This window comes from Pandoraea aquatica (assembly GCF_902459565.1).
GTDB lineage: Bacteria > Pseudomonadota > Gammaproteobacteria > Burkholderiales > Burkholderiaceae > Pandoraea > Pandoraea aquatica.
Genome location: NZ_CABPSN010000009.1, coordinates 137,969 through 151,117, shown reverse-complemented (window position 1 = coordinate 151,117; position 13,149 = coordinate 137,969). Strand labels below are relative to the sequence as shown.

The window sequence follows — 13,149 nt, the reverse complement described above, 5'->3', positions numbered from 1 at the left end:
AATCTGCCGATGCGAAGCGTCGAGCGGTGAACGAGGGGCATCTAGGGTATCCGTCGAGGACTAGGGGATGCGGTCTGGTGGAGGCAACGGAAGCAAACGGCAGATTGGTGCGCCCGACTGGAATCGAACCAGTGACCCTCGGCTTCGGAGGCCGATACTCTATCCCCTGAGCTACGGGCGCTGTGCTGACCACCGGGGGAGAAGGCGCGAGCGCGCGACCGGCAGGCAAAGAGGTAGAAGCATAGCGGTTTTGCCGCGTGGCGTCCATGCCCCGTGCATTCTCTCGCCCCACAATGCGGCGATTCTCTGCCAGATGCCCGTCCCGCGCGGATTTGACGTGTATGCAATGCGCCCGCACTTTGCGCACGAACTACGCGGAACACCGCTTTTGCTTTCGCGTAAGTTAGGGAAAATACGGGACTTTTGCGGCGTCTGCGCACTGCCTCGGCACGTCATCGGCCGAGGGTTTGTTGCTACAATGGTTCGTTATTTTGACTGGATGGTGCCCGCGGCCGATGCGAACTATCCAGTGTGATGCACTCGGTTTCCACAAAAACTATTGAGAGATCCCGCATGAGTGAAGCACATAACGAGCACGAGTCCCTGATCAAAACACCCAAGCAGCTCATCGCCGCAGTCATTGCCGGTTTTCTCGTCCCGATCGTCATCATCGTTTTGCTGGTCAATTACGTGGGCAACAACGCCCTGACCGGTGCCGGCAGTTCCGCCATGACCGAAAAAGCCATTGCCGAGCGCATCGCGCCCGTGGCGCACGTCGAGGTCAAAGACGTCAACGCACCGCTCGTCTATCAAACCGGCGAACAACTCTACAAGGCCGTTTGTGCGGCTTGCCACGCGGCCGGTGTAGCAGGTGCGCCGAAAGTCGGCTCCTCCGAAGACTGGGCCCCGCGCATCAAGCCCGGTTACGACGACATGCTCAAGATCGCGTTGGCCGGCAAAGGTGGCATGCCCGCGCGTGGGGGCACCAACCCCGACGACGTGACGGATTACGAAATCGGCCGCGCCATCGTCTATATGGCAAACGCGTCGGGCGGCAAGTTGCAGGAACCCGCCGCGCCAGCAGCACCCGCATCGGGTGCCGCGGCAGCGTCAGCGACGGCACCGGCTGCCGCTTCGGGGGGCGATGCAGGTTCGGCCGCTGCCGCAGCCGCTGCGATGGCGTCGCTCAAGACGGCCGCCCCGGCCGCCGCCAGCGCAGGGGGCAACCTCGACGCAGGCAAGAAGCTTTACGACACCGTGTGTATGGCTTGTCACGCAGCTGGCGTGGCAGGTGCGCCGAAGTTTGGTGACAAGGCCGCATGGGCACCGCGTATCGCGACCGGCATCGAGACGCTGCACAACGCGGCACTCAAGGGCCTGAACGCGATGCCGCCGAAGGGCGGGGCGGCCAATGCCTCGGACGACGACGTCAAGGCCGCCGTGGACTACATGGTGAGCGCAGCGAAGTAAGCGCTTCGCACCTCACGGTAGCGCGCGAAAAAAATCCCCGCTTCGGCGGGGATTTTTGTTTCTGCACGCAACCGGGTTTGCACCGTCGCATCACACGCGCACAATCATCCGCGGATCGAAGGCCGGATTCTCGACACGTCCCTCGAAGCAGTAACCGCGCGGATTACACAACACCCGCGTGTGCCCGACACGATAGTCGAACGAATCGTGCGTATGGCCGTGGATCCACAGCGCGGCGTCGGATTGTTCGATGAGCGAGGTCAGATCCGAAATGAACGCCGGATTGACAAGCGAGCCCGAAAAGCGCGGATGAATGCTCTGCGGCGTCGGCGCGTGATGCGTGACGGCCACCGTCGGGCCGTCGTGGGGCGCGGCGAACGTGCGCGCGAGCCACGCCACGTTCTCGCGACACAGCGCCGCGCAGTCGTCCGGCGAAAAGAAGGGCAGATCGGACCACGGGGCGGCGGGGTCGCCGACACGTATGCGCGTGAAGTCGCGCACGAACTTCTGCGACTCTTCGACCGCCGCGTCGTGTTTGCCCTCGGCGTCGTACAGCGCGAAGTCCGTCCATAACGTGGTGCCAACGAAGCGCACGCCACCGATGACGACCGAACCGCGTTCGAGCAGATGCACGTTGGTGCCGGCCGTCAGACGTCGCAATTCGGCCAGCGTGCCGGCGAGCGTCGCGCCATAGAACTCGTGGTTGCCGGGAACGTAGATGACAGGGCGTGGCAATTGCGTCGCCCATTCGATGGCTTGCGCCGGGCGGCTGATGTCACCGGCGAGGATCGTGACGTCGGCGTCGACTTCAGGAATGGCCAACGGCGCCACGGACAAATGCAGGTCGGACAGGATATGCAGTCTCACGCACCACGCTCCACAAAAACTGGGGATCGGCGCCGCACACGCGCGACCGCGACGCACGTCAAACGTATGGCGTTGCCTGACAAAGCGCCTGACGAAGATGCGGAGGGTGTGGGCATTGGATCGAAATCGACGCAACTTGCGTATCGTTTCGTCCGTTTTTTACCGACTATCACCCGGCCCGCGTCGATGGTCAAGATGTCTTTGTCTTCGAAAGGATGCGCTCCTATAGTGAAACTTCACCTGACGAGAGGAGGCGAGCCTATGCGAAAACTGATGGTTGCAGTCCTGCTTTGTTTGACCGGTCTGGCGGGTGTGGTCGTGGCAACGAGCCCGGCTGCCGCATGTGACCAAACGTCTTCGGGTAGTGGCAAGTAGCGGTAAGCATTGCCTACATTGTGCTTATTTTGTGTATACGGCGTGTCTGCCGCCGCCGACAGCCCCGGTAATGACGTCGCCGTGTGTCGCCGTATGACGCCATTCGGCCCGCAGTTTGGCCGTGTCCTGGTCCAGCCCCCGCCTGCGGGGGCTATTCGTTTGTGGAAGACGCGTGACGCTTAAGCGTCCGATGCAGACGGGGTCTTGTTCGCGCCGCCGGCGAGCATCGCCTTGAGGCTGGCAAGCCGGTCCTTGGGCGACATCGGCGCGTCTTCGGGCGGCGGGGGCGGCGCTTCGTCCAGTTGCATTTCCGGCACAAAACGCGAGACTTCGCAGGTGTACGTCTCACGAGCGCGCTTGCGCTTCTTGCACCACGACAGTTGCAGCGTGCGCTGCGCGCGCGTGATGCCGACGTACATCAACCGGCGCTCTTCTTCGATCTTCTCGGCGGTCACTTCCTCGTCTTCGCGAATGTGCGGCAGAATGCCTTCTTCCACGCCGACGAGAAACACGTGCGGATACTCCAGCCCCTTCGATGCGTGCAGCGTCGATAGGCGCACGGCGTCCGGATCGTCGCCGTCGCGACCTTCGAGCATCGACATCAACGCGATGGTCTGCGTGAGTTCCATGAGGCTCTTGGCGTCGTCGTCCTGATCTTCCAGCGAGTCGAGACCTTCAGCGGTCGCCGAGGTCTCGCTGCGTGTCCCCTTGCGCTTCATCCATTCGAGAAATTCGAGCACGGTGGTCCAGCGCGATTGCGCCTGACGTTCGTCGAACGTGTCGTAGAGATACGCCTCGTAGTGAATGCCTTCCATGAGATCGTCGATGACCTCGTTGGCCGGATCGCGCGCGGCGCGCGCCGCAATGCGCTGAATGAAGTCGCAGAACGCGCGCAACGGATCGAGCTGACGCGGTTGCAGACGCGCTTCGACCGCGCCCATATAAACCGCTTCGAACAGCGACACCTTCGCCTGACCCGCAAAGCTGCCCAGCGCTTCGAGCGTGGTGCTGCCCACGCCCCGGCGCGGTGTCGTCACGGCGCGGATGAACGCGGGATCGTCGTCGGGATTCGCGAGCAGTCGCAGATACGCGCAGAGATCCTTGATTTCTGCTTTGTCGAAGAACGACTGACCGCCCGAGAGCACATACGGAATGCGCTCGCGGCGCAGCACCTGTTCGAAGATGCGCGCCTGATGGTTGCCACGATAGAGGATGGCGTAGTCGCGAAATTCCGCACGACGTTCGAACTTATGCGCGGACAGACGGAAGACGACCGACTCGGCTTCATGCTCTTCGTCGTTCATCGCGGTGACGGTGATGGGATCGCCCAGACCGTGCTCACTCCAGAGCTTCTTCTCGAAGATTTTCGGATTCTTCGCGATGACGTTGTTCGCCGCCGTCAGGATGCGCGACGTCGAACGGTAATTCTGTTCGAGCTTGATGACCTTGAGCGTCGGGAAGTCGACTTGCAGCTGCTTGAGGTTTTCCAGCGTTGCGCCGCGCCAGCCGTAGATCGCCTGATCGTCGTCGCCCACGGCCGTGAATGCCGCGCGCGGCCCGGCGAGCAGCTTGAGCAGCAGGTACTGACAGGTGTTGGTGTCCTGATACTCGTCGATGAGCAGATAGCGCAGCTTGTTCTGCCAGCGCTCGCGTACTTCCTCGTCGCGCTCGAAGAGTTCGGCGGGCAGACGGATCAGATCGTCGAAGTCGACCGCCTGATAGGCCTGCAACGTCGCCATGTAATTGCGGTAGACGACGGCCGCCTGATGTTCGTCGGCCGTCTCGGCGGCAGCGAGCGCGACTTCCGGCGTGACGAGGCCGTTCTTCCACAGGGAGATGGCGGTTTGCACGCCGCGAATCATCGCCTTGTCGGTCGTGCCGAGCTGTTCCTGAATGAGGCCGAAGCAGTCGTCGGCGTCGAGAATCGAGAACTGAGGTTTGAGGCCGACGTTCTCCGCTTCGCGTCGCAGGATCTGCACGCCCAGCGAGTGAAACGTACAGATGGTGAGCTGATTGACCGGCACCTTGCGCCCGACCTTGCCCGGCGTGGTGAGGGTCTTGCCTTCGAGCTGCTTTGCCACCCGCTCGCGCATTTCGGCCGCCGCTTTGTTCGTGAAGGTCACGGCGGCGATGTGCTTGGGCTCGAATCCCTTGGCTTCGATGAGCCACGCGATCTTCTGCGTGATGACGCGCGTCTTGCCGCTGCCTGCGCCGGCCAGCACGAGGCATGGGCCGTCGAAATAGTGCGTGGCTTCGTTCTGGGCAGGATTGAGCGGAAAGGACGACATGGTGTGAAGCGATGGGGACGAAGATTGAAAGCGCTGGCCGCGTGCGGCATGCCTGATAGCGGTTCCGCAATTCGGTCGGAATCGGTCGGAACGGGCATGCGCCGGGTGGTGGGCAAGTCTATCACGCAGCATGCACACCGCCGTGACACCGAGGGATCGTCCCTACCGACAGGTGTGCGACGGGCGACTGAAGGGGGCCGACTGTGGGGCCGACGCGACGCGCGGCCGCAGGCAGAGGGTGTCGCGCTGGCGTCGACGCCGAGCGGGTGCCTATAATGAAAAACGTTGCCATCGTGGTGAGGTCGCCGTGCAATGTCCAACCTGTGGGACGAACAATGCGACGCGTGCACTGCACTGTGTGAAGTGCGGCGCAACACTCGCGGATGCCGAACCCGGATTCCTCCCGGATGAGGGTTTGAGCGTGGCCGCCGCCGGCATGGCCGGCGCTGCGGCAGGTGCCGTCGGTGCGATGCCCGAGATGCGCTCGCCCATGGGATCTGCGCAACGCGATGCCGCTGTGTCTGACGATCCTCCCTCTCGAAAGCCCACTCGACGCGAGCGCCGTGCGCGTGGCGAAGAGCCCGGCTGGCTCAACAGTGCACTCGTGATTGGCACGGCGGTGTTTGCCGCCATCGCACTGCTTGGCATCTGGTGGAACCTGCGTGCGCCATACGTCGACCCGGTGCCGAAGCCTCCCGGCGGACTGACCGTCACGCCGTTCAATTCCGGTAACGATACGCCGCCGCTGGCTTCGAGCCCCGTGGCGGGTGCGGCGAGCGAAGCGTCGGCCGCCCTGGCGCGCGCGCAGGCGCTCGCTGCGGTGGACGCGGCGGCGTCCGGTGCGGCAGCCGAGATTGCGGCGACTACGGCGGGCGGCGGCGCGCCATTGACCGCCTCGGCGGCCACGGCGGCGCTGACGGCGGCCGCGACGTCGCCGTCAGCCGTATCTCCGAGCAATGCCCCTGACCCGATGATGCAATTGCTCAGCCGAAGCGAAGCGGCGGCCGGGAACCGTGCGCCGCCCCGGACGGCGGCCAACAGCGATCTGCCTGCCCACTACGACAACGACGACATCGGTGCGATTGCGGCCGTGCCGCCGGCGCAAGGGCCGTCCGAGGGGGCAACGGCAGCGGTGGCGTCCGCACCCACGGCGCAAACGGCTGCGGCGACGATTGCCGCCGCGCTCGCGCAATGCGATCGCTATCGATGGTTCGAGGTGATCCCGAAGCAGCGCTGCATCTGGGCGGTATGCAACGGACGATGGGGACGAGACGGGTGTCCGGCGGGCACGAATCCGGGCGAGTCGCGCTAAATCGGCGCTGAATCGTCACTAAATCGGCTCGGAATCGACATCGAATGGGCATGAAATTGCGCCGCAATTGCAGGGAAAGCGCACGGGGCATCGCGCCGTTTTTGGCCCAAATTGACAGCCCCCGGCTTTCCCCGTAAAGTGCGCGAGCGTGGTCGGGAGAGCGCGCCGGGAAGCACATGCCGGCGCCGCCGAAGGGGTAATACCCACAAACTCTCAGGCATCAAGGACCGGCCGCGCCGAAGGCATCGCCTTCGATCTCTGGAGAGCGGTTGCGGCGTGCATGGCACGCGGGCAACCCACCGAAGGGGCCGGTCATCAACAGCATCGTGAACCGGGCAATCTCTCAGGTACCAAGGACAGAGGGGTCATCTCGCCAACTGGCATTGCGCCGGGCTAGTGCACAAGCACGCGCCCCGCGCGACAAGTGCCGGTCGTCGAGATGACCCCTTTTTGCATTTTCGGACGGTAAGCGGCGCATTCGCCTAGCCTCGCCCCGCGTCGTCCGGAATTCATGAACCCTGGTGCCTTACGGACAGACGCCCCGATGACCGAACTCAAACGTACTCCGCTCAACGAGACGCACCGCGCAGCCGGTGCCCGCATGGTCGATTTCGGCGGCTGGGACATGCCGGTGAACTACGGCTCCCAGATCGAAGAGCACAACGCCGTGCGCACCGACGCCGGCATGTTCGACGTCTCGCATATGTGTGTGGTCGACCTGCACGGCCCGAGCTGCCGCGAATTCCTGCGTTTCGCCGTCGCCAACAACGTCGACAAACTCCAATCCCCGGGTAAGGCCCTCTACACCTGCATGCTCAACCCGAGCGGCGGCGTGATCGACGACCTCATCATCTATTTCATCGCCGAAGACTGGTTCCGCATCGTCGTGAATGCCGGTACCGCCGATAAAGACCTCGCGTGGATCGGTCAGCTCAACGCCCACGGCGATTACAGCCTGACGATCACCCCGCGTCGCGATCTGTCGATCGTGGCCGTGCAGGGCCCGAACGCCCGCGCCAAGGTGTGGCAGGCCGTACCGGGCAGCCAGGCGGTCAGTGAAACCCTCAAGCCGTTCAACGCCGCGTTCGCAAAAGACACCGCTTTCGGTGAGCTGATGATCGCGCGCACCGGCTACACCGGTGAAGACGGCTTCGAAGTCGTTGTGAACTCGGATCACGTGGCGGCGCTGTGGCAGGCGCTGGTCGCCGCTGGCGTGCGTCCGGCCGGTCTCGGCGCGCGCGACACGCTGCGTCTCGAAGCGGGCATGAACCTCTACGGTCAGGACATGGACGATGACGTGTCGCCGCTCGACGCCGGCCTGGGCTGGACCGTCGAAAAGGAAAGCGACCGCACGTTCGTGGGCAAGGACTCGCTGATCTCGCGCGGCCAGACGTGGCGCTTCGCCGGTCTCGTGCTCGACGGTAAGGGCGGCGTGCTGCGCGCCCATCAGGTCGTGGTGACGGACGCAGGCGACGGTGAAATCACCAGCGGCACGTTCAGCCCGAGCCTCCAGCAATCGATCGCTTTTGCACGCCTGCCGAAGGGCGTGCCGGACGGCGCCGTCGTCCATGTGCAAATTCGTGACAAGCAATTGCCCGCACGTGTGGTCAAATTACCGTTCGTGCGTCACGGCAAGGCCGTGGTGGCCTGAGCACCACCGCACCACGGTAAGGCGACACGAAGTACCGATAACCGAATACCCCAAACACTGAATCCCGGAGCGTCAACATGGCGAACATCCCCGATAACCTGAAGTACACCGAATCCGACGAATGGGCGCGTCTCGAAGCCGACGGCACCGTGACGGTCGGCATTACCGACTTCGCACAGGAATCCCTGGGCGACATCGTGTTCGTCGAGCTGCCGGATGTCGGCCGCACGGTGGCCGCTGACGAAGCCTCGACCGTGATCGAATCGGTCAAGGCGGCGGCAGACGTCCACTCGCCGGTCAGCGGCGAGATCCTCGAAGTGAACGAAGAAGTGCCGGGCTCGCCCGACCTGATCAACGGCGACGCCTACGGCAACTGGCTGTTCCGCGTGAAGCCGTCGAACGTGGCCGAGCTGGACAAGCTGCTCGACGCCGGCGCTTACGCCAAGAAGATCGGCGCCTGACCGGCCGATCGGTCTGACGACCGAGTCCGGTCTGTGGACGGCGCTGTGCGGCTTCGGCTCGCGCGGCGCAGTTCACATCCCGTGACTCCGTCGAGACGACTTGAATGAAGCAATACCTCCTACGCCGTCACTTGCCGTGATCGAACGAGAGATTTGACCCATGAATGCTTTGACCGACCTGCAGGCCGCGCGCCGCTCGCTTGCCGAGCTTGAGCAGCGCGACAACTTCTCCGCGCGCCACATCGGCCCGGACACCCCCGAACAACAAGCCATGCTCTCCGAGCTTGGCTACGCCTCGCGCGCTGCACTGATCGACGCCGTCGTGCCCGACTCGATCCGTCGCGACAGCGCCCGCTTCGCCACGTCGCTCGGTCAGTTCGCTGCCCCGCAAACCGAAGCACAGGCGCTGGCGCAACTGCGTGCGCTGGCCGACCAGAATCAGGTCTTCAAGTCGTTCATCGGTCAGGGCTACTTCAACACGCTCACGCCGGGCGTGATTCTGCGAAACGTGCTCGAGAACCCCGCCTGGTACACGGCCTACACGCCGTACCAGCCGGAAATCTCGCAGGGCCGCCTCGAAGCGCTGCTCAACTACCAGCAGATGATCATCGACATGACGGGGCTGGCGATTGCCAACGCGTCGATGCTCGACGAAGCGACCGCTGCCGCCGAGGCGATGACGCTGGTCAAGCGCACGGGCAAGTCGAAGTCGAACACGTTCTTCGTGGCCGACGACGTGCTGCCGCAAACCATCGAAGTCGTGCAAACGCGCGCCAAGCCGCTGGGTATCGAAGTGCAGGTCGGCCCGGTGGCCGCTGCCACGGAAATCGATGCGTTCGGCGTGCTGGTGCAATACCCGGGTGTGGGCGGCGACGTGCGCGACTACCGCGCGCTGGCCGACGCGATCCACGCCAAGGGCGGCATGCTGATCGCAGCGGCCGATCTGCTCTCGCTCACGCTGCTCACGCCGCCGGGCGAGTGGGGCGCAGACGTTGCTGTCGGTAACAGCCAGCGCTTCGGCGTGCCGATGGGCTTCGGCGGCCCGCACGCCGCCTATCTGGCCACGCGCGACGAACTCAAGCGCTCGATGCCGGGTCGCCTGGTCGGCGTGTCGGTCGATTCGCAAGGTAAGCCTGCGCTGCGTCTGGCGCTGCAAACGCGCGAGCAGCACATCCGTCGCGAGAAGGCGACGTCGAACATCTGTACCGCACAGGCGCTGCTCGCCATCATGGCCAGCATGTACGCCGCGTATCACGGCCCGCAGGGCCTGCGTGTGATCGCTGAACGCGTGCACCGTCTGACGGCGACGCTGGCCGCCGGTCTCGCAACGCTGGGTGCCACCCCGCGCAACGCGACGTTCTTCGATACGCTGACGGTCCCCGTCACCGGTCGTGCAGACACCGTTCACACGGTGGCTGCGGCGCGCCGCTTCAACCTGCGTCGCGAAGACGCCGACACCGTGGGCATTTCGCTCGACGAGACCAGCACGCGCGCCGATGTGATCGCGCTGTGGGAAGTCGTCGCAGAAGGGCTGGGCAAGAGCGCAGTGTCGTTGGACTTCGACGCCATCGAAGCCACCGTCGCCAGCGGTTTCCCGGCGTCGCTCTCGCGTCAGAGCGCGTACCTCACGCACCCGGTGTTCAACCGCTACCACTCCGAGCACGAAATGCTGCGTTACCTGCGCAGCCTGTCGGACAAGGACCTCGCGCTCGATCGCACGATGATCCCGCTGGGCTCGTGCACGATGAAGCTCAACGCGACCTCGGAAATGCTGCCGGTGACGTGGCCGGAATTCGGTCAGATCCACCCGTTCGCACCGACCGAGCAGACCGTCGGCTACCGCACGATGATCGACCAGCTGGAGCAAATGCTCGTCGCCGCCACGGGTTACGCCGCTGTCTCGCTGCAACCGAACGCCGGTTCGCAAGGCGAGTACGCTGGCCTGCTGATCATTCAGGCGTATCACGCGTCGCGTGGTGAAGCGCATCGCGACATCTGCCTGATCCCGGCGTCGGCCCACGGCACGAACCCGGCATCGGCGCAGATGGCCGGCATGCAGGTCGTGGTCGTCGCATGCGATGCGAACGGCAACGTCGATCTGGCCGACCTGCAAGCGAAGGCCGAGCAGCATCGCGACCGTCTGGCCGCGATCATGATGACGTACCCGTCCACGCACGGCGTGTTCGAAGCGGGTGCCCGTCAGATTTGCGAAATCGTGCATGCCAACGGCGGTCAGGTGTATGTCGACGGCGCGAACATGAACGCGATGGTCGGTCTGTGCGCACCGGGCGAATTCGGCGGCGACGTCTCGCACCTGAACCTGCACAAGACGTTCTGCATTCCGCACGGCGGTGGCGGCCCGGGCGTCGGTCCGGTGGCGGTGGGCGCGCATCTGGCGCAGTTCCTGCCGAACCAGCGCTCGACGGGTTACTCGCGCGATGCCGATGGCATCGGCGCGGTGTCGGCAGCACCCTACGGTTCGGCATCGATTCTGCCGATCTCGTGGATGTACGTTGCCATGATGGGCGCACAGGGCCTGACGGCCGCGACCGAGACGGCCATCCTCAACGCCAACTACCTCGCCAAGAAGCTCGCGCCGCACTATCCGGTGCTGTACACGGGCCCGGGCGGTCTGGTGGCGCACGAGTGCATTCTCGATCTGCGCCCTCTCAAGGACACCAGCGGCATTAGCGTCGACGACGTGGCCAAGCGCCTGATGGACTTCGGCTTCCACGCCCCGACGATGAGCTTCCCGGTGCCGGGCACGCTGATGGTCGAGCCGACCGAGTCGGAATCGAAGCACGAACTGGACCGCTTCATCGAGGCGATGGTGACGATTCGCGAGGAAATTCGCGCGGTGGAAGAAGGCCGTGCCGATCGCGAAGACAACCCGCTCAAGCACGCACCGCACACGGCCGATGTCGTGACCGCCGACGAATGGACGCACGCGTACGCGCGCAGCCAGGCGGCGTACCCGGTGAAGGCCCTGCGCGAGCGCAAGTACTGGCCGCCGGTCGGACGTGCCGATAACGTCTACGGCGACCGGAACCTGTTCTGCGCCTGTGTGCCGATGAGCGACTACGAGTAAATTGTCGCGATAATTCGACAAACGGGGGCCGGCAGAAACATTGCTGGCCCCTTTTTGTCTCTATAGATGTAACGCGGATGCGCCAGACTGGTGGTATCCGTCGAGTCACAAACACGTTTCAGAACTTCAGGGAAGCCTCATGGCCGTTTCAGTTTTCGATTTGTTCAAGATCGGTATCGGACCGTCGAGTTCGCATACCGTCGGGCCAATGCGCGCGGCGCTGATGTTCGTGCAAGGTCTTGAGCGCGACGGCCTGCTGCCGCAAGTGGCGTCGGTGCGTGCGGAGCTTTACGGCTCGCTCGGCGCGACGGGCAAAGGCCACGGCACCGACAAGGGCGTGTTGCTCGGCTTCATGGGCGACGCGCCCGATACGGTCGATCCGTCGACGATTGCCGCGCGTCTCGCTGTCATGCGCAAGGAAAAAGTGCTGTCGATTCTCGGCAAGCACGAGGTGCCGTTCGTCGAGAAGGAACACATGGTGTTTTACCGTCGCGAGGCGATGGCGGAACATCCGAACGGCATGAAATTCCACGCGTTCGACGGTTCAGGTAACACGCTGCGCGAAGGGCGTTATCTGTCGGTCGGTGGTGGTTTCGTGGTGACGGCCGGTGCGTCGAATGCGCAGGTGCTCTCCGCGCATAACCAGTTGCCGTATCCGTTCCGCACGGGCAAGGAATTGCTGGAGATGTGCCGTGCGAGCGGCAAGTCCATCGCCCAGCTGATGTGGGAAAACGAGAAGGTCTGGCATCACGGCGAGAACGCGGAGGAGGACATTCGTCGCGGCTTGCTCAACATCTGGAACGTGATGCAGTCGTGCGTGACGCGCGGATGCGGCATCGGTAACCCCGAGGCCGACGGCGAGTTGCCGGGGCCGCTGCATGTGCGCCGTCGTGCGCCGGAGTTGTATCGTCAACTGACGCAACGTGCGGAGCGCACGCTGTCCGATCCGCTGTCGGTGATGGACTGGGTGAACCTCTACGCGATTGCCGTCAATGAAGAGAACGCAGCGGGTGGTCGTGTTGTGACGGCACCGACCAATGGCGCGGCTGGGATCATCCCGTCGGTGCTGCATTACTACGACCGTTTCGTGCATGGCGCGAACGAACAGGGTGTGATCGACTTCCTGCTCACGGCCGGGGCCATCGGCATTCTGTACAAACTCAACGCGTCGATCTCCGGCGCGGAAGTGGGCTGTCAGGGCGAAGTCGGTGTGGCGTGCTCGATGGCGGCGGGTGCGCTCGCCGCAGTGCTGGGCGGCACGGTCGCGCAAGTCGAGAACGCGGCCGAGATCGGCATGGAGCACAACCTGGGTCTGACGTGCGACCCGGTCGGCGGCCTCGTGCAGATCCCGTGCATCGAGCGCAACGCGATGGCGTCCGTGAAGGCCGTGAACGCCGCACGCATGGCACTGCGCGGCGACGGTGCGCACTATGTGTCGCTCGACTCCGTCATCAAGACGATGCGCGAAACCGGTGCCGATATGAAGACGAAGTACAAGGAAACGGCGCGCGGTGGACTCGCGGTGAATATCGTCGAGTGCTGACGCGTTCTGCGTAGCCAAGTCAAAGCCGCACGGTTTTCGCCGTGCGGCTTTTTTCTTTTTGACGCCACCGTTGTCGGTTTCGTGATCGCGGTTT

8 protein-coding genes, 1 tRNA gene and 2 riboswitches are annotated in these 13,149 nt (G+C 64.1%); of the genes, 6 read left to right on the top strand and 3 right to left on the bottom strand.

What is annotated here, in order from left to right; genetic code table 11:
• Positions 1–105 precede the first annotated feature (105 nt).
• Positions 106–181 (bottom strand) — tRNA-Arg (locus PAQ31011_RS23140).
• Positions 182–573: 392 nt separating this feature from the next.
• On the opposite strand from PAQ31011_RS23140, the gene PAQ31011_RS23135 reads away from it, so the two are divergent.
• Positions 574–1,470: a c-type cytochrome gene (locus PAQ31011_RS23135; RefSeq protein WP_150578029.1), complete on the top strand. Its 897-nt coding sequence runs from the start codon at positions 574–576 to the stop codon at positions 1,468–1,470.
• A 90-nt stretch (positions 1,471–1,560) separates the two neighbouring features.
• Here the strand turns inward: PAQ31011_RS23135 and PAQ31011_RS23130 are convergent, their stop codons facing one another.
• Together PAQ31011_RS23130 and PAQ31011_RS23125 are read right to left on the bottom strand one after the other, a co-directional pair.
• Complete coding sequence (locus tag PAQ31011_RS23130; protein ID WP_150578028.1) at positions 1,561–2,337, bottom strand: metallophosphoesterase; 777 nt, start codon at positions 2,335–2,337, stop codon at positions 1,561–1,563.
• A gap of 554 nt (positions 2,338–2,891) precedes the next feature.
• On the bottom strand, positions 2,892–5,000 hold the full coding sequence (locus PAQ31011_RS23125) for a UvrD-helicase domain-containing protein (RefSeq protein WP_150578027.1): 2,109 nt from the start codon (positions 4,998–5,000) through the stop codon (positions 2,892–2,894).
• Positions 5,001–5,415: 415 nt separating this feature from the next.
• On the opposite strand from PAQ31011_RS23125, the gene PAQ31011_RS23120 reads away from it, so the two are divergent.
• The 5 genes from PAQ31011_RS23120 to PAQ31011_RS23100 all read left to right on the top strand — a co-directional run bounded on the left by PAQ31011_RS23120 (position 5,416) and on the right by PAQ31011_RS23100 (position 13,055).
• Positions 5,416–6,312: a hypothetical protein gene (locus PAQ31011_RS23120; protein ID WP_150578026.1), complete on the top strand. Its 897-nt coding sequence runs from the start codon at positions 5,416–5,418 to the stop codon at positions 6,310–6,312.
• Between the two features lie 143 nt (positions 6,313–6,455).
• Positions 6,456–6,552, top strand: a riboswitch (glycine riboswitch).
• A gap of 8 nt (positions 6,553–6,560) precedes the next feature.
• Positions 6,561–6,682, top strand: a riboswitch (glycine riboswitch).
• Positions 6,683–6,856: 174 nt separating this feature from the next.
• Positions 6,857–7,963 carry a glycine cleavage system aminomethyltransferase GcvT gene (gene gcvT, locus PAQ31011_RS23115; protein WP_150578025.1) on the top strand — a complete coding sequence of 369 codons (1,107 nt, stop codon included), beginning with the start codon at positions 6,857–6,859 and terminating at the stop codon, positions 7,961–7,963.
• Between the two features lie 77 nt (positions 7,964–8,040).
• A complete protein-coding gene (gene gcvH / locus PAQ31011_RS23110) occupies positions 8,041–8,424 on the top strand; it encodes a glycine cleavage system protein GcvH (RefSeq protein ID WP_039393944.1) in 384 nt (127 codons plus the stop codon).
• A 160-nt stretch (positions 8,425–8,584) separates the two neighbouring features.
• Positions 8,585–11,512: an aminomethyl-transferring glycine dehydrogenase gene (gene gcvP / locus PAQ31011_RS23105; protein WP_150578024.1), complete on the top strand. Its 2,928-nt coding sequence runs from the start codon at positions 8,585–8,587 to the stop codon at positions 11,510–11,512.
• A 139-nt stretch (positions 11,513–11,651) separates the two neighbouring features.
• Positions 11,652–13,055: an L-serine ammonia-lyase gene (locus PAQ31011_RS23100; RefSeq protein WP_150578023.1), complete on the top strand. Its 1,404-nt coding sequence runs from the start codon at positions 11,652–11,654 to the stop codon at positions 13,053–13,055.
• Positions 13,056–13,149: the final 94 nt, after the last annotated feature.

Coding starts and splice junctions, on each gene's coding strand:
- PAQ31011_RS23135 (WP_150578029.1), top strand. CDS start 574: ATGAGTGAAGCACATAACGAGCACGAGTCCCTGATCAAAACACCCAAG.
- PAQ31011_RS23125 (WP_150578027.1), bottom strand. CDS start 5,000: ATGTCGTCCTTTCCGCTCAATCCTGCCCAGAACGAAGCCACGCACTAT.
- gcvT (WP_150578025.1), top strand. CDS start 6,857: ATGACCGAACTCAAACGTACTCCGCTCAACGAGACGCACCGCGCAGCC.
- gcvH (WP_039393944.1), top strand. CDS start 8,041: ATGGCGAACATCCCCGATAACCTGAAGTACACCGAATCCGACGAATGG.
- gcvP (WP_150578024.1), top strand. CDS start 8,585: ATGAATGCTTTGACCGACCTGCAGGCCGCGCGCCGCTCGCTTGCCGAG.
- PAQ31011_RS23100 (WP_150578023.1), top strand. CDS start 11,652: ATGGCCGTTTCAGTTTTCGATTTGTTCAAGATCGGTATCGGACCGTCG.